Annotated in this window: 21 protein-coding genes; 19 read left to right on the top strand and 2 right to left on the bottom strand. The window is 56.6% G+C overall.

What is annotated here, in order from left to right:
• Window position 1: 1 nt before the first annotated feature.
• On the bottom strand, window positions 2-1048 hold the full coding sequence (locus KHU33_RS03320) for an alpha/beta hydrolase family protein (protein WP_211461088.1): 1047 nt from the start codon (window positions 1046-1048) through the stop codon (window positions 2-4).
• A gap of 57 nt (window positions 1049-1105) precedes the next feature.
• On the opposite strand from KHU33_RS03320, the gene KHU33_RS03315 reads away from it, so the two are divergent.
• The 3 genes from KHU33_RS03315 to KHU33_RS03305 all read left to right on the top strand — a co-directional run bounded on the left by KHU33_RS03315 (window position 1106) and on the right by KHU33_RS03305 (window position 4226).
• The gene (locus tag KHU33_RS03315) at window positions 1106-1999 is read left to right on the top strand and encodes a LysR family transcriptional regulator (protein WP_211461087.1); all 894 of its coding nucleotides are present in this window, start codon (window positions 1106-1108) and stop codon (window positions 1997-1999) included.
• Between the two features lie 160 nt (window positions 2000-2159).
• Window positions 2160-3362 (top strand): MFS transporter, encoded by a 1203-nt coding sequence (locus KHU33_RS03310; protein ID WP_211461086.1) that lies wholly within the window; start codon window positions 2160-2162, stop codon window positions 3360-3362.
• 228 nt (window positions 3363-3590) lie between these two features.
• Window positions 3591-4226, top strand: a complete 636-nt coding sequence (locus tag KHU33_RS03305; protein ID WP_211461085.1) for a tRNA-uridine aminocarboxypropyltransferase — start codon at window positions 3591-3593, stop codon at window positions 4224-4226.
• 9 nt (window positions 4227-4235) lie between these two features.
• Here the strand turns inward: KHU33_RS03305 and KHU33_RS03300 are convergent, their stop codons facing one another.
• Entirely contained in the window at window positions 4236-5069 is an 834-nt protein-coding gene (locus KHU33_RS03300; protein ID WP_230414026.1) for an SDR family NAD(P)-dependent oxidoreductase, read from the bottom strand.
• A 145-nt stretch (window positions 5070-5214) separates the two neighbouring features.
• Between KHU33_RS03300 and KHU33_RS03295 the strand changes: the two genes are divergently transcribed.
• From KHU33_RS03295 to KHU33_RS03220, 16 genes are all read left to right on the top strand, one after another.
• Window positions 5215-5817 (top strand): restriction endonuclease subunit S domain-containing protein, encoded by a 603-nt coding sequence (locus KHU33_RS03295; protein WP_211461084.1) that lies wholly within the window; start codon window positions 5215-5217, stop codon window positions 5815-5817.
• Window positions 5810-7378 carry a type I restriction-modification system subunit M gene (locus KHU33_RS03290; RefSeq protein WP_211461083.1) on the top strand — a complete coding sequence of 523 codons (1569 nt, stop codon included), beginning with the start codon at window positions 5810-5812 and terminating at the stop codon, window positions 7376-7378. The genes KHU33_RS03295 and KHU33_RS03290 overlap by 8 nt, the downstream gene beginning before the upstream one ends.
• Window positions 7371-8234 carry a DNA damage-inducible protein D gene (gene dinD / locus KHU33_RS03285; protein ID WP_211461082.1) on the top strand — a complete coding sequence of 288 codons (864 nt, stop codon included), beginning with the start codon at window positions 7371-7373 and terminating at the stop codon, window positions 8232-8234. Before KHU33_RS03290 ends, dinD begins: the two co-directional genes overlap by 8 nt.
• On the top strand, window positions 8215-8511 hold the full coding sequence (locus tag KHU33_RS03280) for a hypothetical protein (RefSeq protein WP_211461081.1): 297 nt from the start codon (window positions 8215-8217) through the stop codon (window positions 8509-8511). The genes dinD and KHU33_RS03280 overlap by 20 nt, the downstream gene beginning before the upstream one ends.
• Window positions 8508-9698: a restriction endonuclease subunit S gene (locus tag KHU33_RS03275; RefSeq protein ID WP_211461080.1), complete on the top strand. Its 1191-nt coding sequence runs from the start codon at window positions 8508-8510 to the stop codon at window positions 9696-9698. Before KHU33_RS03280 ends, KHU33_RS03275 begins: the two co-directional genes overlap by 4 nt.
• 13 nt (window positions 9699-9711) lie before the next feature.
• Entirely contained in the window at window positions 9712-13017 is a 3306-nt protein-coding gene (locus KHU33_RS03270) for a type I restriction endonuclease subunit R (protein ID WP_211461079.1), read from the top strand.
• A 2-nt stretch (window positions 13018-13019) separates the two neighbouring features.
• Complete coding sequence (locus tag KHU33_RS03265) at window positions 13020-13757, top strand: M48 family metallopeptidase (RefSeq protein ID WP_211461078.1); 738 nt, start codon at window positions 13020-13022, stop codon at window positions 13755-13757.
• A gap of 229 nt (window positions 13758-13986) precedes the next feature.
• Window positions 13987-14265, top strand: a complete 279-nt coding sequence (locus tag KHU33_RS03260; RefSeq protein ID WP_211461077.1) for a DnaJ domain-containing protein — start codon at window positions 13987-13989, stop codon at window positions 14263-14265.
• Window positions 14262-14801, top strand: a complete 540-nt coding sequence (locus tag KHU33_RS03255) for a hypothetical protein (protein ID WP_211461076.1) — start codon at window positions 14262-14264, stop codon at window positions 14799-14801. Before KHU33_RS03260 ends, KHU33_RS03255 begins: the two co-directional genes overlap by 4 nt.
• 28 nt (window positions 14802-14829) lie before the next feature.
• Complete coding sequence (locus tag KHU33_RS03250; RefSeq protein ID WP_211461075.1) at window positions 14830-15540, top strand: hypothetical protein; 711 nt, start codon at window positions 14830-14832, stop codon at window positions 15538-15540.
• A gap of 61 nt (window positions 15541-15601) precedes the next feature.
• On the top strand, window positions 15602-16846 hold the full coding sequence (locus tag KHU33_RS03245) for a hypothetical protein (protein ID WP_230414025.1): 1245 nt from the start codon (window positions 15602-15604) through the stop codon (window positions 16844-16846).
• A 182-nt stretch (window positions 16847-17028) separates the two neighbouring features.
• Window positions 17029-17436 (top strand): helix-turn-helix transcriptional regulator, encoded by a 408-nt coding sequence (locus tag KHU33_RS03240; protein ID WP_211461074.1) that lies wholly within the window; start codon window positions 17029-17031, stop codon window positions 17434-17436.
• Window positions 17437-17438: 2 nt separating this feature from the next.
• On the top strand, window positions 17439-18779 hold the full coding sequence (locus KHU33_RS03235; RefSeq protein WP_211461073.1) for a type II toxin-antitoxin system HipA family toxin: 1341 nt from the start codon (window positions 17439-17441) through the stop codon (window positions 18777-18779).
• Window positions 18780-18910: 131 nt separating this feature from the next.
• Entirely contained in the window at window positions 18911-20104 is a 1194-nt protein-coding gene (gene alaC / locus KHU33_RS03230) for an alanine transaminase (RefSeq protein ID WP_211461072.1), read from the top strand.
• 321 nt (window positions 20105-20425) lie between these two features.
• The gene (gene tagH / locus KHU33_RS03225; RefSeq protein WP_211461071.1) at window positions 20426-21646 is read left to right on the top strand and encodes a type VI secretion system-associated FHA domain protein TagH; all 1221 of its coding nucleotides are present in this window, start codon (window positions 20426-20428) and stop codon (window positions 21644-21646) included.
• Entirely contained in the window at window positions 21639-22451 is an 813-nt protein-coding gene (locus KHU33_RS03220; protein ID WP_211461070.1) for a PP2C family protein-serine/threonine phosphatase, read from the top strand. The genes tagH and KHU33_RS03220 overlap by 8 nt, the downstream gene beginning before the upstream one ends.
• The last annotated feature ends 19 nt before the right edge of the window (window positions 22452-22470 follow it).

The following is a 22470-nucleotide window of genomic DNA, read 5'->3' as shown; positions in this document are numbered from 1 at the left end:
TTCAGGAAATCGGCGGCGCTTCGGACGGCAAGAAGTTCGCGGCCTGGCGCAGCAGGCAACCGGTATTCAGCCAGGCCAGCGACTCCGGCCATAGACTGCGGCTGAAGCGGTCATGGAAAAAAGCGAAATGGCCGATCTCGGCAAGCGCGAATTCTGCCGGAGTCACGACCACATGGGTTCTATCGCTGCCGCGGTAATAGCGCAACAGCCGCAACACCGCGGCCGGTGTGCCGCACTCGTCATCGCTGATGCTATAAGCCAGCAGCGGGCAGTGCAATTGCGGGAAATAGCGCGTGCGATCGTTGTGCTGTTTTACCGATTTGGCAAAGACGCTTGAATTGGCCCTATCGTTGGACTTATCACTTGCCCTATCGCTGCCGCTACCCAGCGTCGCGCCGCGAAACGCCCATTCATAGGCCACACCGGCCGGAAGATCTTCCAGCCAACCCAGCAAGCGGCCCGGAAAGAAGCCGGCCAAGCTGGTCGCCAGGGGCATCAGCACATGCCATTTCAGCAGCATCCGGTAGCGCACGCGTTCTGCATAATCCTGCCAGTAGGCGAACTGCGCACCCACAGTCAACATGCGGTCTATGCGCCAGTTGGAGGCGCTGAAGCCGGGCAGCACGCCGCCGATGCTGTGGCCGATCACGACGATTTTCGCATCGGGGAAATTCTTCATCACCCATTGCATGACGCCTTCGAAATCCTTGCTGCCCCAGTCGAATTTGGTCGCTTTCAAGCGGCGCAGCGATGGCGGCCGCGAGGCGCCGATGCCGCGATAATCGTAGGTGATGGCCAGGTAACCGCTGGCGGCCAGGAATTTTGCGTAGCGCGCGTAATAGGCCGCCTTGACGCCGGTAGCGCAATTGATGATCGCCACCGTTTGCGGCACGTGCAATGCATCCGAGTAGTACAAGTTCGCACTTAAGGGATAGCCGTCCGTGGCCGGAATCTGGATAGGCGATTCTATGTGCGTTTTGGGGGGCGTTGTGGGGAACATTTTCTGGTCGAGCCTGGCGGTCTGCGTACTCTCGATTGTAGAGAGCAAAAGACCTGCGCATAAGGTATGCTGCCGGCATATCTTTGTTGAGCGAAACTCACCAATATGAATAATCTCGACGCCAATTCCCTGATCATTTTCCATCAGGTTGCCAGCAGCGGCAGCCTGACCAAGGCGGCCGAGGCGCTGGAGCTGTCGCGTTCGGCGCTCAGCCACAGGATCAAGGCGATTGAAGCGCGGCTCGGCTGCCAGCTGCTGATCCGCACCACCCGCAGTATCGGCCTGACCGACGCCGGCTACCGGCTGGCCGCCTACGCCAGCCGGATTGCCGACACCCTGAGCGAGGCCAACCTGCTGGCCAACGGCCTGAACCAGGATACCGCTGGCCTGGTACGCATTTCAGCGCCGTCCGGCCTCGCTTCGGTCTGGCTGCGGCCTTTGCTGATGGCGTATATGCAGGCCAATCCGCTGGTCAGCATCGATGTGCGCTTGAGTGAATTCGGCGTCGATATCATCAAGGATCCGTTCGACCTGGCGATCCGCGTAACCTCTCAACCGCCCGAGAATGTGGTCGCCAAAAAATTGTTCGATGTGTCCTGGTGGCTGTGCGTCAGCCCGGAATTGGCTTCACGCTTTGCCGACGATCTGGCCGCAGGCGATCTCTCTGCGATACCGATTGCAGGTTTTGCCCGCGCCAGCCAGTTGCATGAAATCACGTTGACACGCGGTGAGGAAAAGCTGTTTGCGATGCGTTCGCCGGTACTGCTTTCGAATGAGCTTGAATTCGTCCGCGATGCGGCAATCCGATCCTTGGGCATGGCAATCTTGCCTGACTACTATGCCAAGCAGGATGTGCTGGAGGGACGCTTGTTGCGATTGCTGCCAGACTGGCAGGTCAGCGCAGGATATGGCGATCAGGCCTATGCCTTGCATCTGCCGGGGCGCATGCTGCCGCCGCGGGTCAAGCGCTTGATCGATTTCCTGAGCCGCCGTAGTTAGTAAAGACAACGGACGCATGCCATTGTTGAACCATGCTCAACTCTGATGCGTTCCCAAACCATCTTATCGAACCTCTCCGCTCCACCTACAATTACTCACTCGATAGCGGATATTGATGAAATGAGTTCTAAAAGTTAACCATCTAAAAGGTATCCATCCCATGACTGCCAAGGCCCGCGCCAACTGGATAATGCTGACCTGCTTCGGCATGATCCTGTTTCTTTGTATCGGCCAGCGGCATAGCTTCGGCCTGTACCTGCGGCCGATGACGATGGACCTGGGTTGGGACCGCGCCACTTTTTCCTTTGCCATCGCCTTGCAAAACCTGATGTGGGGCATCAGCCAGCCGTTCACCGGCATGCTGGCCGATCGCTACGGCGCCAGGCGGATTTTCATTGCCGGCGGCATTTGTTATGCGCTCGGCTTGTACGGCATGTCGCAAGCCAGCACCGGAGTTGGCCTTGCCGCCAGCGCCGGGCTGCTGGTCGGCATCGCTCAAAGTTGCACCGGGTTTGGTATTGTCTATGGCGCTGTCGGCAAAATGGTCAGTGCCGAGAAGCGCGGCACGGCATTGGGCATCGTCGGCGCCTTCGGTTCATTGGGACAATTTACGATGCTGCCCGCCAGTCAGGCATTGATCGGCCATCTGGGTTGGGCGCACGCCTTGCTGATCGGCAGCGGCGCATGCCTGCTCATGGTGGCGCTGGCGTTCGGCACTTCGGCGCCGACGGCTGCGAAAGCCGAGGCCGCAGGACAAAGCATGGGGCAGGCGCTCAGGCAGGCGTTCCGGCACCAAGGATTTTTACTATTGACGCTGGGTTTCTTCGCCTGCGGTTTCCAACTGGCCTTCATCGCCACCCACTTGCCGGCTTATCTGGCGGATCAGGGCTTGCGGCCGGCAGTCGGCGTGACGGCGCTGGCGATCGTGGCTTTGGCGAATATCCTGGGCACCTATCTGTGCGGTTATTTCGGTGAAAGATTCAGCAAGAAATATCTGCTGGCAGCAATCTACGGGGTACGCGGCGTCGCCCTCGCCGCTTTTGTCATGCTGCCGGTAACGCCGCTGACGACCTACCTATTTGCGGCGGTGATGGGCTTGATCTGGCTCGGCACGGTGCCCTTGTCGAACGGCGTGGTCGGCCAGATCTTCGGCTACCAATATATCTCGATGCTGTATGGGTTTGTCTTCCTGAGCCATCAGCTGGGCAGTTTTCTCGGCGTGTGGCTGGGCGGCGTTTTGTTCGATCTCACCGGCAATTACCAGGCAGTCTGGGCGATTGCGATCGGTCTCAGCGCCGTCGCCGCCATCATCAGTTTACCAATCGACGATCGAGCGGTTCAGCTCGAACCTGCTCATGCCTGAATTGTCGTCCGCACACGCGAGAAGATTGGTCGCGCTCTTGGCCGGCTGGTCTTTATTGCTGGCCTTGCTGGCTGCTTGTTTTTGGGCCTATTTGCAGCCGGATTTTTTGCTGGAACTGATTTCAAGTAATTTATTGTGTTGAAGCCGTGGCACGGCGGTCACAATACTGCATACGGTGGTTAGAATTGCGGCTGCTACAGCATCCTTCACCTCCCGAAGTAGTCCGACATGCAGCCAGACCACATCAAACGCCTCACTTGCCACAAGTGCCTGCGCCCGCAGCGCAGCTGTATCTGCGCCTGGGTCACGCCGACAGAACATGCGGTCGAAGTGCTGATCTTGCAGCATCCATTGGAAGTGCATCAGGCGAAAGGCAGTGCGCGCCTGCTCCAGCTGAGTTTGCCGCATAGCGAATTGGTCGTCGGTGAAGCGTTTGCGGAACAGACCTTGCAAGCACTACTCCATACGCCGGCTGCCAGGCACACTATCCTGCTGTATCCGGACAGCCCCGATGACAAAGGACTGAATCTGGCCACGCCGCCTGTTCTGGATGAGGCTTTATTGAATGAGCCAACGCAATTACGTTTGGTGGTGCTGGACGGCACCTGGCGCAAGAGCCGGAAAATGCTTTACCTCAATCCGTTGCTGCAACAACTGCCGCGCCTGCCGCTACGCAATACGCCCGCGTCCCAATACCTGATCCGCAAAGCTCACGGCCCAGGGCAGCTTTCGACGCTGGAGGCAACTTGTTACGCTTTGATGCAGCTGGAGCAGAGTGAGGAAAAATATTGGCCCTTGCTGGCAGCATTTAATGGCTTTGTGGAACAGCAGGCAGCTTATCGGCAGCGTTCAGTGGATAGCTGACAAGGCTTCTTATCCAAAGTTACGGCAAATATATCCACCATCAATCACCAGCTCGGTCCCGGTGACAAACCGGCTGGCGTCCGAGGCCAGATATAGAATTCCCGCCGCGATATCACCGGTCGAGCCGATCTGCCGCATCGGGTTGAACGACGCCAGGCCGCTCAACAATACTTCCAGGTTGCCGAGCTGGCTTACCGCCGCCTCCAGCATCGGCGTGCGGATGAAACCCGGATGCACTGAATTGACGCGGATGTTGCGCCCGCCATACTGCACCGCATCGATCCTGGTCATCCTCCTGATCGCAGAGATCGAGATATTGAACTCGCGCGCTTCGTGCTCATTGAATATGCAGCACAACGACGACAGGTTGACGATAGCGCCACCGCCCGCCCGCTCCATCGCGTCAACCACCTGCATGGTGCAAAGAAGCGTGCCGTAACTGTCGACTTGCATCGCTCTTTCCCATTCGCCCGGTGTCAACGCTTGTACCGGCAGGTCAACGCCGTCCACGCCGGCGCTGTTGATCAAAATATCGATACGGCCGAAATGCGCTTCTATTTCACAGAACACCCGCCGCACCGCCACCTCATCGCCCACATCGAGGCGCCAGAAACGGGCCTGGGCCTGATTGCTGCTCATACTTCGGACAATCGCCCTGCCTTCCTGTTCCAGCGTATCCAGCACCGCCACTTGCGCGCCGGCCGCCGCCAACAAGTGCGCGGTATGGGCGGCGATGCCGCGCGCCGCGCCCGTGACCACGGCGACCTTGCCCTTGAGCGAAAAGTAATCTGAAAGCGGCATCGTGTCGTGCAGCCAGTGAGCGGGTGTGGGGTTTTGATCCATAAGTCCATAAGTGGCAATAATTCACGAAAGATTGAAAATCACTTTTAACGCATCAATCTACTTGGTGCGATAAATATTGCTATATCCTAGTTGCAATGTTTATCTTTCACAAGGAAAATTGCTGCATCAAATTGATTGGTGCACAATGTTAGGTGAATTACTTACGTTTGCCGAAGTTCTAGTCGGGCATCCCTTTCGCGGCAGCGTGCCGGAAGTGGCTGACGGCCCGGCGTTGGCAATCCAGATGCGCGACATCAGCATCGCCGCCGGCGTCGACTGGAGCACGGTGATGCGCACTCGGCTGCAAGGCCGCAAACAACCGGATTGGCTGCAGCCGGGCGATATTCTTTTTGTCGCCAAGGGCGCGCGCAATTTTGCCGTCTGTCTGGGCCAGGTTCCCGCCCCGGCAGTCTGCTCGCAATACTTCTTCCTGATCCGCGTGCATGACAGCAAGCAACTGCTGCCCGAATTCCTCGCCTGGCAGATCAACCAGCTGCCGGCCCAGCGCTACTTCGGCAAAAATGCCGAAGGCACCGATCAGCTCAGCATCCGCCGTGGCGTGCTGGAAGCGCTGCCCATCGCTGTGCCGGCCATGGCGCAACAGCATGCGCTGATCCGGCTGGATCAAGCGGTGCGGCAAGAGCGCCAGCACCTGGAAAGCCTTATCCACAATCGCCAGCAGCAAATACAGGCTTTGTCCCTGCAATTGCTGGCCGAGCAACACTCATCAGATCAAGCCCATGAATGAAATCGATAAGGTAAATAACAGCGTGAACAACAATGCAAGCAACAGTGTGAGCAAGCACGCCCCAATCGAACAAGACGTCATCAACCGCGCCGTCTGGGAAGCCTGCGACACCTTTCGCGGCACTGTCGACGCCAGCATCTACAAGGACTACGTGCTGACGATGCTGTTCTTGAAATATATTTCAGACGTCTGGCAAGACCATTACGACAGCTACAAGAAAAAACACGGCGACCATCCGGAACTGATCGCCGAGCTGCTTAAGAACGAGCGTTTCGTGCTGCCGCCCGCCGCCAATTTCTATGACTTGCACACCAAGCGCCATGAACCCGGCAACGGCGAGCGCATCGACAAGGCCCTGCACGCCATAGAAGAAACCAATATCCAGAAGTTGCGCGATGTGTTCCAGGACATCACCTTCAACTCCACCAAGCTAGGCGACGAAGCGCAAAAGAACGACATCCTGCGCCACCTGCTGGAAGACTTTGCCAAGCCGGCACTCAATTTGCGCCCGAGCCGTATCGGCACATTGGACGTGATCGGCAACGCCTACGAATTTCTGATCAAGAATTTCGCCTCCACCAGCGGCAAAAAAGCCGGCGAGTTCTACACACCGCCCGAAGTCTCGCAACTGATGGCGCTGCTGGTCGATCCGCAAGAAGGCGACGACATTTGCGACCCCACTTGCGGCTCCGGTTCGCTCCTGATGAACTGCGGCCAGTTGATCCGCCAGCGCAACGGCTCGCGCAAATACGCGCTGTACGGACAGGAAGCTATCGGCAGCACCTGGGCGCTGGCCAAGATGAATATGTTCCTGCATGGCGAGGATAACCACCGCATCGAATGGGGCGACACCATCCGCAACCCCAAGCTGCTGGATGGCGATGCGCGGCTCAAGCATTTCGACATCGTCGTCGCCAATCCACCGTTCTCGCTGGAAAAATGGGGGCACGACGGTGCGCAAGACGACAAATTCCTGCGCTTCCAGCGCGGCCTGCCGCCAAAGACCAAGGGCGACTACGCCTTTGTCTTGCACATGATAGAAACCATGAAACCCGGCTCAGGCCGCATGGCCGTGGTGGTGCCGCACGGCGTGCTGTTCCGTGGCGCGGCGGAAGGCGTCATTCGCAAACAACTGATTGACGAAAACCTGCTCGATATTGTCATCGGCCTGCCGGAAAAATTGTTTTACGGTACTGGAATTCCTGCCGCCGTACTGGTGTTCCGTAAGAAGAAGCAAGACGATAAGGTCTTGTTCATCGACGCCAGCCGCGAATTTTTGGATAGCAAGAACCAGAACGTATTGCGCGACCAGGATTTGCAACGCATCCTCACTACCGCTCGCCAGCGTAAAAGCGTGGGTAAATACGCCTACCTAGCCAGCGTCGCCGAGATTGCGGAGAACGATTACAACCTCAATATTCCGCGCTACGTCGATACCTTCGAGGAAGAAGCAGAAATCGACATGAAGGCTGTGCGTGCAGAACGCGAAATACTCAAGACTGAGCTGGCGCTGCTGGAAGTAAAGATGGCGGGTTATCTTAAGGAGTTGGGTTATGACTGATAAAGATCTTTCGACATCGAACCAAACTTTCGAAAGCATTCGCCGAGAAGACAATGACGGCAATGAATTCTGGTTTGCCCGTGATCTAGCGCCATTGCTGGATTATCGGGATTACCGAAATTTTCTGCGTGTCATCGACAAAGCCAAGCAGGCCTGCGCGCTCTCAAACCATCCGGTTTCAGACCATTTCGGTGACGTCACCGAAATGGTCCAAATCGGCTCTCGGGCTCAACGTGCGATCGAGGATATTAAGCTGACGCGTTACGCCTGCTACCTGATCGTTCAGAACGGCAATCCGGCCAAGCCAGTCATTGCTAACGGCCAAACTTACTTCGCCTTGCAAAGCCGACGTCAAGAGCTGCAAGATGAGACCTCCTTCGCACAACTCAAGGAAGATGAACGCCGCCTCATGTTGCGCAATGAGCTTGCCCGTCACAACAAAGACCTTGCCGCAGCAGCCAAGCAGGCCGGCGTCAAGACGCCGATAGACTATGCCGTATTTCAGGATCATGGATACAAAGGCCTCTACGGCGGTCTGGGCGCGAAAGAAATTCACCGTAACAAGGATTTGAAAAAAAGCCAGAAAATTCTTGATCACATGGGTAGCACGGAACTGGCCGCCAACCTGTTCCGCGCAACGCAAGCCGAAGAAAAGCTGCGTCGCGAAGGTGTGCACGGCAAAACCGCCGCCAACCACACTCACCTCGAAGTTGGCAAGAAAGTACGCCAGACCATCAAAGAGCTCGGCGGCACCATGCCGGAAAATCTGCCGGCGCCGGACAAAAGCATTCAGCAGATAGAGCGCCAGCAGAAAAAAATCGATGGAAAGAAAAAGAATGAACAAGATGATAGCTAGCCCGCCCTTTGCGGCACGGTTCTATCAGTGCGCCATGGGAAAATTGACTGGCGGAACAACTATTAAGGAAGATTTAATAGTTCAGGCCAAAAACTTTTTTCTGCAGCAGGCAACAGTCAAGGAATGCTTGACTGTTCAAACGACGTGGAAATTGCAAGTCGCGGCAGTTGTAAAGGAAAACTTGATACCTGTCGCTGACGACAAGAGCGGTTGTATATCAAAAGCAGGGGCAACCTGTAAGAGTTACTTACAGGTTCAAAGAGAGGAAGCGCAATGAGTTATGACGGTAATTGCCACCTCGGCGATCTTTTTTCCAGCCGTCGTGAAAAGGGCCGCGAGGGGCTGCCAACTCTATCTGTCACGCTGAATAACGGGCTGGTTAATCGTGATGATCTTGAGCGCAAACAGGAAACAACGCTGACTGCCGACGAGCATTTGCTGGTCAAGCCAAATGACATTGCCTACAACATGATGCGGATGTGGCAGGGCGCATTTGGTCTTGCAGAGAAAGAGGGGTTGGTTAGCCCAGCGTATGTGGTGCTGAAGCAAAAACCGACTGTAGATCCTGCTTTTGCTTCGCAGCTTTTTAAAACTAAACGGATGCTCTATCTGTTTTGGGCTTATTCACATGGTCTGACAGAAGATAGGCTGAGGCTGTACGCACAAGACTTTGCTCGCATTCCGGTCAATGTTCCTAGCATTGCCGAACAGTCGAAGATTGCGGAAATGTTGGAAGCTTGGGATCAGGCTGTTGAAACGATAGAGAAATTAATTGAGAACAGCGCTGCACATAAGACGGCATTGATGGATCGATTTTTTTCAAAATACGAGTCTTTCCACCTGGCGGCGGGAGAATGGCATTACATGGCGCTCGGCGATTTGGCTGATATTGACGCCGAGTCACTAGGCAAAACCACACCGGCTGATTTTCAGTTCCGCTACATCACCCTGTCGGACGTAAACGAGCATCATGTGAGTCAGAGCTTGGCAACCTATCGTTTGTCAGAGGCGCCTTCTCGCGCGCGTCGCGTGGTACGCCCCGGCGATTTATTGATGTCTACCGTGCGTCCGAATCTGCAAGGGTTCGCACGAGTAACCCGCGCCCATGCCGATTGCATCGCCTCGACCGGCTTCGCGGTGCTGACGGCAAAGTCGGGAACGTCATCGGATTATTTGTTTCACTATTTGTTTTCCAGGCATATCCAGGATCAGATCAACGCCATCGTGATCGGCTCCAGTTATCCTTCCATTAATTCCAGCGATGTTGAGCGTCTTTTGGTTAGATGCCCGCCGCTGGAACAGCAGTTGACCATCGCAAAAATTCTCGATACAGCCGATGAAAGAATCCAGGCAGAGATACAACAGCGCGATCTTCTTATTAGACAGAAGCAAGCGCTGATGCAACAACTCCTCGCCGGAAAGCGCCGCGTAAAAAGCGATCAACCCGATATGGCCGCGGCCTGACGCGAACCAGTCCATGCCTAACGACATCCCGCAAACCAAAGAACAATTCAGTGCCCACATCCCAGCCTTGCACCTGCTGTGCACGCTGGGCTGGACCTATCTGTCGCCTGCGGTGAGTCTTGCAAAGCGCGGTAGTAACCGCGAAGTTCTGTTGAAGTCGACGCTGATTGAGGTGCTGCAAAGCCGCCGTTTCGAATACAAGGGCGAGATGCATCCGCTCTCGGCGAACGCGATTGACCAGATCGTGCGCGAGTTGTCTGCTGCGGGTTTGCAAGACGGTTTGCCGGCGGCGAATGAGCGCCTGTACAACAAATTAGCCTTGGGGATCACCGTCACCGAATTCATGGCCGACGGTAAAAAGCATCAACCGACGATTGCCATCATCGATTGGCAAAATCTGAAAGCGAATCGCTTCGAGGCAGCGGACGAGGTTGAGGTGTTGTCGGCACAGGGCACGCATACGCGCAGGCCGGATATCGTGTGTTTCATCAACGGCATTCCGATGGTGGTGATCGAGGCCAAGCGGCCGGATTCGGGCAACTTGAATGCGTCGATGATTACGGAGGGCATCAGCCAGCAGTTGCGCAATCAACGGGTGGATGAGATACCGTTGTTGTTCGCCTACGCACAGCTACTGCTGGCAATCAGCCAAACAGACGGCCGTTACGGCACGGTGCACACCGCCGCCAAGTTTTGGGCGCACTGGAAGGATGAGGAATTCGACGGGGCGCATTTCAACAACGTGAAGAACACGCCCTTGAATGGCTCGGTGCAGTCTGCGTTGCTGGCTGAAAAATCGGCCGAGTTGCGGACCTATTTCAAGCGCTTGTGGTCCGGCCCGATGTTGCCGACCGAACAGGATAGGCTGTTGATCAGTCTGCTGACGCCTGCGCGCTTGCTGGAATTTGTGCGTTACTTTGTATTGTTCGACCGCAAGGTCGGCAAGCTGGTGGCGCGCCATCAGCAATTCTTCGGCATCCGCGCCCTGCTCGATCGCGTCAGCCTGCGCCGCCCGGATGGCGGGCGCGAGGGCGGCGTGATCTGGCACACCACCGGCTCCGGTAAATCGTTCACCATGGTGTTCTTGACCAAGGCGCTGATTCTGCACGACAGCCTGAAGGATTGCCGTGTGATCGTGGTGACTGACCGGCTCGATCTGGAAGATCAGCTATCGAAAAACTTCATGAGCAGCGGCGCTTTCGGTTCGATGATCGCGACCAAGAAGGAAGGCGAGAAATCCAAGGTCAGCTCGGGCCGCGATCTGGCGCGGCGTATCGGCTCCGGCACTGAACGCATTATCTTTACGCTGATCCACAAGTTCAATACGGCGTCTAAACTGCCGGAATGTTTTAACCCTTCGCATAATCTGATCGTGCTGGTCGATGAAGGCCATCGCAGCCACGGCGGCGAAACCCACGAGCGCATGCGCCGCGCCTTGCCGCGTGCAGCTTATGTGGCTTTCACCGGTACGCCGTTGCTGAAGGATGAAAAGACGGCCAACAAATTCGGCCCCATCGTCCATGCCTACACGATGCAGCGCGCGGTGGATGATGAAACCGTGGCGCCTTTACTGTACGAAGAACGCGTCCCCGAGCTGGACGTGAACCAGGCGGCAGTCAATCGCTGGTTCGACAAGATCACACTGGGTTTGTCGGATCAGCAGAAGGCGGATTTGAAGCGCAAGTTCGCCACCAAGGGCGCGATTTATAGCGCGGCGAATCGGATCGATTTGATTGCCTGGGATATCGCGGTGCACTTCAGCGAGAACATCAAGAAGGTGTTCCCGGAATTGAAGGGGCAAATCGCCACCGCCAGCAAACAGGACGCGATCCGTTACAAGAAGGCGTTGGACCTGACCGGGCTGGTGAGTAGCGCGGTGATTATTTCCGCGCCGGATACGCGCGAAGGCAATATCGCCGTCGATGAAAGCACGCTGCCGGAAGTGCAGCAGTGGTGGAAGGAAAATATCGGCCATGGTCAGGATGCACAGGACGCTTATGAGCGGCGCGTGCTGGAGAATTTTTCGACCGAGGGCGATCCCGATTTGCTGATCGTGGTGGATCGTTTGCTGACAGGCTTTGACGAGCCTGCCAATACCGTGCTGTACATCGACAAGCCTCTGAAGGAACACAGCCTGATTCAGGCGATTGCGCGGGTCAACCGTTTACATGAGGCCAAGCGCTATGGGCTGCTGGTCGATTATCGCGGCATCTTGAAAGAGCTGGATACCGCGATCCGCGCCTATCAGGAGTTGGAGACGCAGACCCAGGGCGGTTATGCGCTGGAAGATATCGAGGGTTTGTACCGCCAGTTCAGCACCGAATACAAGCGTTTGCCGACGCTGCATCAAGCGTTGTGGGAGATATTCAAGAACGTCAGCAATCGCGGCGATATGGAGCAGTTCCGCCAGGTGCTGATACCGAAGTATGTCGAGGATGAGCAGGGCGAAAGTGTCGATACGCGGCAAAAGCTGCGCGAGGATTTTTATGAAGCTTTGACTGCTTTCGGCCTGTGTCTGCAGACGGCGTTATCGTCGCGCACCTTCTTCGAGGACAATGATTTTTCTGAAGAAGATGTCGAGATCTACAAGCGCGATCTGCGTTTCTTTACCGAGTTGCGCCAGTCGGCCCGGCGCGATGCGTTGGAAACGGTGGATTACAGCGTCTATGAAGAACAGATCCGGCGTTTGGTGGACAAGCAGGTCATCGGTAGCGAGGTGCGGGAGCCGCAGGGTGTGTACCTGGTGCATAAGCTGGGTGAAGACCCTGAGCGCTGGAGCGAAGAAAAGACGCGCAACGAGAGCGATATCATTCGCACCCGCCTGCGCAAGACCATCGAGCAGGATCTGGCCGACGATCCGTACGCGCAGAAAGTCTTCGGCGATCTGTTGAAACAGGCGATTGCCGAGGCCGAGGCGCTGTTTGAGCACCCCTTGAAACAATATGCCTTGCTGAAGAAATTCGAGGATGCGGTCGAGAAGCGCGAGGTAGATGGCGTGCCTGAGGTCTTTGGCGATAACCATCATGCCTGTGCCTATTTCGGTATCTTCAAATTGATTCTGGGCGACAGCGATTTTTCTTCCGCCGATGAAACGGCCACAGCCGTCACCCGCCAGTACACGGAGCTGGCTTTGCATATTGACCGGGCGGTGCGCACGGCCGTGGCTGAGCATTCCTTGAATCCGCAGAACGTTGAAGCGGCGATTCGCAAAGCGCTGTTGCCGACATTGTTCGCCGTAATGGGCCTGGAAAAAACCAATGCCGTGCTGGAGCAGGTGATCCAGATCACGCGCATCGGACTGGCGCGCGGGAATTTCTGAGCATGCAGCGCTTTATCGACTACGGCGAGGAGCGAATCGTCTTCGACATCCGCTTTTTGCCAACGCCGGCCAGGCGGATCGCCATTCATGTCGATCCGAACGGCGCGGTGCAGGTGGATGCGCCGCAAGAGGCCACGGCCAGCGAGGTGATCGCAGCGGTGCGTCTGCGCGCCCGTTGGATTTGGCAACGTTTGCTGGAGCAACGCAGCCGCACCAGGCATGTGCTGCCGCGTGAGTATGTCAGCGGCGAAACCCATTTTTATCTGGGCAAGCGTTATCAACTCAAAGTGCTGCTTGACCAGAGTGCGCCGCAGAGCGTCAAACTGTTGGGCGGACGGCTGGAGATCGTCACCCACTCGAAGGAAGCCGGGCAAGTGCGTGGGCTGCTGGATGGGTGGTACCGGCAACGCGCAGAAGAGGTGTTTGGCCGCCGTCTGCTGGAATGCGCCGGCGGCCTGCGTTGGCTCAAGCAATTGCATCCGGCCTTGCCGTCGTTTCGTTTGCGCAGCATGCGTACCCAATGGGGCAGTTGCTCGCCCCAGGGTGAACTGGTGCTGAACCCGCAATTGGTGAAAGCGCCTCGGCATTGCATCGATTACGTGATTTTCCATGAGCTTTGCCACCTCAAGGAGCACAACCATAGCCCGCAGTATTACCGGCTGTTGCTGCGGGTTTTGCCGGATTGGGAGCAGCGCAAGATGGAGCTGGATGGTTTGGCGGAGATGTTGCTGAATCGATGATGAGGTGGAGCGCGATCGCCATTTTTGCGAATTCCTTGACAAATGCCTTGTTTGCAGCCACTTATTCCCTCCACGCCATCGACTTCCTGTCGCCGCTCGTGTATCCTCCACGGTCTCTTCTAAAGTGTTTGTTTGCGTTCGGCAACAAAGACTTACTCTGCAAGTATTCCATCAGTAACAAGACGACGGTCGCCGACGGTCAACGATAACCGCCAACGTGTGAGGACGCATGAAGGATTATTACGCCGTTCTCGGCATAGACAGTGATGCATCGATAGCCGCTCTGAAAAACGCCTATCGCAAGAAAGCCTCAGAGTTTCACCCCGACAGAAATACAGCGCCCGATGCGCCTTCCCGCTTCCGCGAAGTGCAGGAAGCCTATGACCTGTTGTCGGATACCGTGAAACGCCAGGAATACGACGAAAACCGGCGCCGCAGCCTGCTGGAAAACCCGCTGGAAACCGCCCAACAAATCTGGACCACTTATATGAACAAGGTTTTGCAATGATGCTTTCTTCTTTTTTCGAGGATCTGACCAAGGCTTACCAGGCTGAACTGGAAGACCTGCAAAGCGATTCCGAGGGCAACGATATCCTGACCTCGCGCCTGAAAAGCAAGCGCGCGCAGTTTGCGCCGATGATGCCGATGATAGAAATTGCGCCGGAAATGGTGGCGGTGGCTTTTCACGGCGGTATCGATTTCATCAATCCGCAGGCGCTGACCATGTTGTTGTCCGAAGAACCGGACGACTTTCCATCCTGGGCCGAGGTTGCCGATGCCGTGCAGTTCGAGGCGTGGGCGCAAAAGCTGGCGGACGTTGCTTTGCAGGAGCCGGGCGGCGAGCGGTTTTTGATCACCACGATTTGCCTTGAATACATGCACGAGAAGAGCAACGGCAATTATCAGGGCGCCTATCAGTCTGCGCATGGCGAGTCGGACGATGCCGTGGACGAGGTGGAGAGCGATGACGACGAAGACGACCGCGACCTCGAAGTCGAAGGCGCCGACTGGCTCGCTGAGCAAGGCTTCGAACGCCTGGGCTAAATTAAACCATTTTTGACATAGTGATTCCATGACAAACGCGCTCGTAGTAAAAGCAGCAAACCTGATCCGCAACGGCGACATCGCCGGCGCCGAATTCGCCTTGGTCAGCCTGGCTGAGACCGAGGGCGATTACGCGCTGGTGGCGGCGCTCGATACGTTGCCGCCGAAAGATCTGCTGGCCGTGATACGCGAATACGATACATCGAAAGAATCGGTGGTCAATTTGCTGGTGACGCCGGAGCAGTTCGCGCGGGCGGTGGTCATGGAAAGGCTGTACGGCGACCATAGCCATGTGCGCCTGCGCGGCATGGTGAATGCGGTGCTGTTCCGCGACGATACCCAGACCGGCGAATTCATCGAGGCGATCGGCGAGGTCGACGGCGGCTGCGAAGCGCTGATCGACTATCTGTCGGACCGCGACGAAGAGGTGGTGCATTTCGTCACGTATGACACTTTCAACGTCAACCGCACGGAAGAAGGCGATGAAGTCGACAAATCGGAAATCAGCGATCGCGACTGGAAAGAGCTGACCTGGCTGCTCAAGCATGAGCACGCCGATATGTTCGAGCAGATCTGGCCGGTGCTGAAAAAACGCATGAAGGAACGCTTGCGGCGCGAGGCAGAGCTGGAGCTGGCGGAGCAGAAAATGCTGGAATCGCAAGAACGCCCTGTGGCTGCGGCTGTTGCTGCGCCGGCAGCCGTCGCCGCCGCCGATCCTGGCGAAGAGTCGGCGCTCTAAGCGTCAACCTTATCTGTTATCTGTTTATCTGTTTTAACTGTTCCAGAAACCCACGCATCCCATGTCCTCCATGTCCTCCATGTCCGATATGCAGCGCAATATCGACGTCATCGACAAGCGCCCTTTCTTCGAAAAGGCGCTTGGTTTTGGTCTCAAGAACGGTATCCTCGATCAGGAAAAATGCCGTGCGATGATAGCCGACGCCGCCAAAGGCACGGTGCAGGTCGCCGCATTCTTCGGCACCAGCCATCTCCACACCGATCTTGAAAATGCGCGGCAACGCATCGTCAATCTGATTAGCCTTTACCTGGAACACACGTACAACGGCGATTTGCAAAAAGCGGCGGAATCCCTGCGCGACAATACTTTCCTGTCGCATTCGCGCGGCGGCAACGAGATGCTCAAGGCGCTGCATGCGCTGCCTGATTCCACCGTCTTCGGCGATACCAAGGGCCAGGGCCTCAAGGAATTCCAGGATGAGCGCACGCTGGCCAAGCCGTTTTCCCTTAGCGCCTATCGGAAAGAGCGCAAGGCGCGCGAGGAAACCGCAACGGTTATCGCTGCGGCGCTCTGGTTTGCCGACGACATGGGGTTGGAACGTGCCGTGCTCGATTTTGCCGGAGCCGAAACGGTCATCCGTACCGCGTTGCTGGTGCGTCTTGGCGGCGCTGACGAGTTTCCCAATCGGCTGGGTTTTGCCAAATTGATCGCCACGGTGCGCAGCGACAGCGCTGGCAACGGGAAGTTGAAATTTCCCAAGCAATTGCTGGACGATGTGCCGCCGGAATATCGCGACGTCGCAGGTAAGGTCCGGCGCGAAATCGAGAAGCATGATGCGCTGGCAGATCCTGCAGAGGCGCTCGATTCCTTGCTCAATCTTGTCGAATTGCGTTACTTCGTTCAAGAGGGCGGCCTGGAAGATGTCGACGGTTTTGACGCTCTGGTGTCGAAGGAATGGCACGAGGTTACTAAGGGGAAGGAAGATCCCTACTCGCGTTTGACTGTTTTCATGTGTATTGCAACGGGCGCAAAACCCAAGACCACCGTGTCGGATACCGAGGCGCGGGCCATGATCCGCCAGGTTCGCCAGCATGGCTTCGATAGCACGGCGGTCGCGGCTTTCATCAGGAATTCTGCACCGTTCGAGATCAAGGACAATTTGCTGTCTTTGTGGGAGGACGAGTTCTTGCCGGATGCGCAGGAATACCTGGTGGACGATGACGATCTCAAATACGCGCGCGCCATGAAATTCTTGAAAGAGAATTGCAATATCAAAGTCAAGCAAGCTGCCAAGGAACAGAAATAGCTGGTGCAGGACTGAACCGGTGATGATCCGGAGCATCAAAGTTGTGCGAAATAACAGGTTATGTATTGTATTTATGTTTTACAGCCTAAGAGTTGTATTATTTAAATACATTAAATAGACTGTTTTATTGATTTACAAAAGATAGTATGTAAAATCGGTAATGAGCAACAACGGAGATTGCAATGAATTATCCAATCAAGACGCTTAGTCAATTGCGCCTCATCCTCCAGGGGTTCCGTAAGACCAATCGCCTGACCCAGGCGGCATTGGCAGACAAGCTGGGCATCACGCAGCAAAGCTATGCGCAGCTGGAGGCCAATCCGGCTGCGGCCAGCGTTGAAAGACTTTTCAGGGTTTTGCAGGTATTGGGAGTCGATCTGGTGCTGAGTGGCGAGACGCCATCCTTATCGGGCGCCTCCTATGCGAGTGGAGAAGCAACGCCTGGGCAACAGGATTTTGCGGCACATCAATCTTCGGCTTCGTACGTGTCTGCCGGCTCGGGCGCACTGAACCAGGGAAAATCGGCGCAAGAGCCGGCCAGGAAAGCCGGATCGGCCCGTGCTGCGGCTAAGAAAAAAGAAAGCTGGTAAGCATGGGGCGCCGCTCGCAAAAACAGCAGCTGCATGTCTGGATGAACGGTATTTCTGTCGGTGTCTGGCAGCGCACTCCGCAGGAAGAGAGCCTGCGCTATTTTGATGAATGGATAGCCGACGAACAAGGGCGGCCGCTCTCCCTATCTCTGCCATTTACGCCGGGAAACCAGGTCTACAAGGGACAACTGGTCAGCGCTTTCTTCGATAATCTTTTACCGGACAGCGACGCCATCCGGCGCCGTCTGGCGCAGCGTTATCAGGTAGCCGGCGTGGCGCCGTTCGATCTTTTGGCCGCACTTGGGCGGGATTGTGTCGGCGCCTTGCAATTGCTTCCAGAGGACGAACAGCCAAGTGCTCTGTATTCGCTCACAGGCCAGCCGCTGACTACCGCACAGGTAGCGCAGCAGTTGCGCGAAAGTACAGCCGGCGGGGCGCTGGGGCAACATGCTCATGACGCCGATCTGCGCCTGTCGATTGCCGGCGCTCAGGAAAAAACCGCGCTGCTGTGGCATGCCGGGCAGTGGATGCGCCCGCAAGGCAGCACGCCGACGACGCATATCTTCAAGCTTCCTTTAGGCCTGGTAGGCAATATGCAGGCCGACATGCGCACCTCGGTGGAAAACGAATGGCTGTGTTCCAGACTGGTCGCCGCTTACGGTCTTGCGGTGGCGCATTGCGATATAGCTCGCTTTGAAGAGCAAAAGGTGTTGATCGTCCAACGCTTCGATCGTAAATTGGCGAGTGACGATAGCTGGATTGTCCGTCTTCCCCAGGAGGATTTCTGCCAGGCCACCGGCACCTGGCCGCTGGCCAAATACCAGGCGGACGGCGGCCCCGGCATTGCCGCCATCATGGAGGTGTTGCGGGGCTCGGAGCAGGCTGAACGGGATCGGCGGAATTTCTTTAAAACGCAGCTGATCTTTTGGCTGCTGGCGGCGACTGACGGTCATGCCAAGAATTTCAGCATAGCGCACCTGCCCGGCGGCCGTTATTGCGCGACTCCGCTCTACGATATTCTCTCGGCGCATCCGATCCTGGGCAGCGGACGCAACCGGATCGCGCCGCAAAAGGCGAAACTGGCGATGGCCGTGCGCGGCAACAGCAACAACATCTACCTGCTCGGCCAGATCCAGCGCAGGCACTGGGTTGCACAGGCGCGGCAGGTTGGGTTGGGGGCTGACAGCGCAGAGGAAATCATCGCCGAATTGATCGGCGCGACCGCAGCAGTGCTGGCAGATGTCGCCGCACAGCTGCCTGCCGATTTTCCGGAAGACCTGTCTGACGCCATTCTCAGCGGTGTGCGGAGCCAGTGTGCGAAGCTGGCTGCAATGCCGGCCTAGCATTGGGGCGCTGGCAGGCATTGCAGAATCGCCAGATGTTCACTAGAATCGTCAGCGGAACATTCCACGCAAATGGAAAACCTGTTCCAACGTCGCTCGGACGGTTCCGGGCGCTAACGTGAAAGAAAAACATGTCTGAATCCCCAACTCCGCGCAGATTTTCGCGCATCGATCGTCTTCCCCCCTACGTTTTTAATATCACCGCTGAACTGAAAATGGCGGCGCGCCGCCGTGGCGAAGATATTGTCGACATGTCGATGGGCAATCCCGACGGCGCTACGCCGCCGCATATCGTCGACAAGCTGATCGAGGTAGCGCAGCGTCCCGACACCCACGGTTATTCGGCATCCAAGGGCATTCCGCGCCTGCGGCGCGCGATCAGCCATTGGTACAAGAAGCGCTACGACGTCGAATTCAATCCGGATACCGAGGCGATTGTCACCATCGGTTCCAAGGAAGGGCTGGCGCATCTGATGCTGGCGACGCTGGATCGCGGCGATACGGTGCTGGTGCCGAATCCCAGTTATCCGATCCACATTTACGGCGCGGTGATTGCCGGCGCCGACATCCGTTCGGTGCGCATGAGCCCTGGCGTGGATTTCTTTGCCGAGCTGGAGCGGGCGATACGGGAAAGTTATCCGAAGCCGAAAATGATGGTGCTGGGTTTTCCCTCGAATCCAACCGCGCAATGCGTCGAGCTGGAATTTTTCGAGCGGGTGGTCAAGCTGGCGAAGGAACACAACATCCTGGTGGTACACGATCTGGCCTACGCGGATATTGTCTTCGACGGCTGGCAGGCGCCGTCGATCATGCAAGTGCCGGGCGCACGCGATGTGGCGGTGGAGTTTTTCACCCTGTCGAAGAGCTACAACATGGCCGGCTGGCGCATCGGTTTCATGGTCGGCAACAAGGAACTGGTGGCGGCGCTGGCGCGCATCAAGAGCTATCACGACTATGGCAGTTTCACGCCGGTGCAAGTGGCGGCGATTGCGGCGCTGGAGGGCGATCAGCAATGCGTCGCGGATATCTGTAAAAAATACCAGAGCCGGCGCGATGTGCTGGCCAAGGGTTTGCACGAGGCCGGCTGGATGGTGGATATCCCGAAGGCGTCGATGTATATCTGGGCGCGCATACCGGAAGCCTATCGGCATCTGGGATCGCTGGAATTTTCCAAGCAGCTGCTGGAAAAGGCCAAGGTTTGCGTCTCGCCGGGCATCGGTTTCGGCGAATACGGCGATGAATACGTGCGCTTTGCGCTGATCGAAAACGAAGCTCGGATCCGCCAGGCGATCCGCGGCATCAAGGCCATGTTGCGCCAATCCTAAACGGCATTCGCCCGGCTTGAGGGATAGAGCGCCGCTCTATCCCTTTATCTCCAGATTTACACGGAACACTCCGATCCGTTTTTCAGCTGATTCCAGCTGACAGAAAATGTCACCATGGATGACAAGAGAGGGCAGTTTTGCAGGTTGTAAAGTTGTAAATAAGCTGCAAATCACAAGGTTTTTTGCGCTTTTTTCACACCTTTTCCAGGTTTATCGGAACGATTCCAACAGGCAATTCTTGGGCATGGAACTTGCTGTCAAGCATGTAATAATGCTCTAGGATAATTTGCGCAAAATTAGGCGCAGCTGGAAACCGATCCGATGATAAAAATTAGTGTTGTTTCTTACAATAATGTGGCGCCCGAGCTGCCCTTGTCGGCCGTGTTCGGCCGTGAGCCGAAAACGCTTGGCCGCAGCGAAGAGAATTATTTCGTGCTGGCCGATCCCAGGAATCTTGTATCGCGGACCCAGGCGGCGATCAAAAGCGACGGTGTCCGTCAAACCATTACCAACCTCAGCCGCGCCAATCCGATCTTGCTCAATGGCCATGAGATCGAAGCCGAACGTGAACACGATTTGCTGATAGGCGATGAAATCCAGATCGGCCTGTATCTACTACGCGCCGAAGCGCAGCTCAACCTAATGAAGGATAACCCTGACATGACCAATCAGCCGGGCCAAGCATCGGCCAATCCTGTGCGCCGGATAAATGGCGGCAAGCCCTTATTGAGCGTATCCGAAACCCGCTTGGCGGCGCTGGCGCAATTGAACCTGGAATTGGCGGCAACCGCCAATGCCGCCCTGCCGACAACATTGCAATCGCCGGCAACACCGGTGCGCCCCGTGAATACGGGGCAGCAGGCAGCCGCAAATCCTGCGCCAGCGCCGGTCGCCGCCGGCGACGACAGCAATAAGGTTGCCGAACCATCTGCATCCAGCGAGGCATTGGTTCAGGCTTTCATCAAAGGTGCGGGTTTGCCTGACGGGGCTCTGGTGTCGGAATTGACGCCGGAATTGATGGAAACCATCGGCAAGTTATTAGCCACGGCGGTGCAAGGCACGATAGATTTGAATGCGACACGTGCGCTGGTCAAGAAAGAAGCGCATGCGGATGTGACCAAGGTGGTGGTCAGAAACAATAATCCGCTGAAGTTTTTTGCCGATAGCCAGACCGTGCTGATCCAGATGCTGCGCAAGAAAATGCCGGGTTTCATGGGCGCCACAGAAGCCATGCGGGACGCTTACCTGGATTTGCAGGCGCACCAGGCGGGCGTGGTCTCCGGCATGCGCGCGACTATGAAGGAGACGTTGCAGCGTTTCAATCCCGAGGTGATGGAGAGGCATTTAAAAAAAGGCGGCATGCTGGATGCATTGCTGCCGTCGACCCGCAAAGCGAAGTTGTGGGATGCTTATAATGAGCGTTTCCAGCGGATTATCGCGGAATCCTCGCAAGACGATTTCCAGACCTTGTTTGGCAAGGCATTCTTGCAAGCTTACGAGAGAAAAGTCGAGAAGCTGAGGAAAGAGACGCAGCATGCCTGAGCCGTCGCTGCTCAGCGACAGCAACACAGCAATTTCGGTTGTCCTGAGTCTGGCGCAGCTGAGTCATGCCGGTGGGCGGCAGGTCAATCAGGATTCCTGGGGCAGCGTGCTGCAGGAAGATCTGGCTTGCGTGATTGTCTCTGACGGTGTCGGCGGCGAATACGGCGGCGAGATCGCCTCGAATATCGTGGTCCATTCGATCATGGAAATGTTCGTGGAAGAGGCGTCTTTCGGCCCGCGCGCGCTGCAATCTTATATCGAGCATGCGGTGGCGCAGCTGAGCCGGCGTCAAGCCCAGATTCCGCGCCTGAAAGACATGAGTTCGACCGTGGCGGTATTGCTGGTCGATCAAAAAAACCGTTGCGCGCTATGGGCGCACATGGGCGACACCCGCCTCTATCTTTTCCGTCGCAATAAACTGCACAGCGTCACCAAGGATCACAGCCTGATCCAGCAATTCGTCGAGGCCGGCCATTGCTCGGCCGAACAATTACGCCGGCATCCGCGCCGCAGCATCCTGACTGCCGCGGTTGGCGTCGAAGGTAGTGCGCCGGCCGAGGTGACCCAGAGCGCGACGCAGTTACAGGACGGCGACGCCTTCCTGATCTGCAGCGACGGCTTCTGGGAATGGATCAACGAAGCGGAGATGGAGCAGGCGGCGGCGCGAGCCGGTTCGGCACAAGAATGGCTGGACCTGATGCACGCCATCGTAGAAAAGAACGGTAGCGCATCCAATATCCCGCTGGATAACTGTACTGCATTCACGATTTTTATCGCTGATCCGCGAGCGTCGGCGAACTGTTAGTATTGACGGCTGTCCAGAA

Origin of the sequence: Collimonas silvisoli, assembly GCF_018305005.1 — a bacterium.
In the GTDB taxonomy this organism is placed as follows: domain Bacteria; phylum Pseudomonadota; class Gammaproteobacteria; order Burkholderiales; family Burkholderiaceae_D; genus Collimonas; species Collimonas silvisoli.
This window is presented reverse-complemented; position numbering and strand designations above follow the sequence as displayed.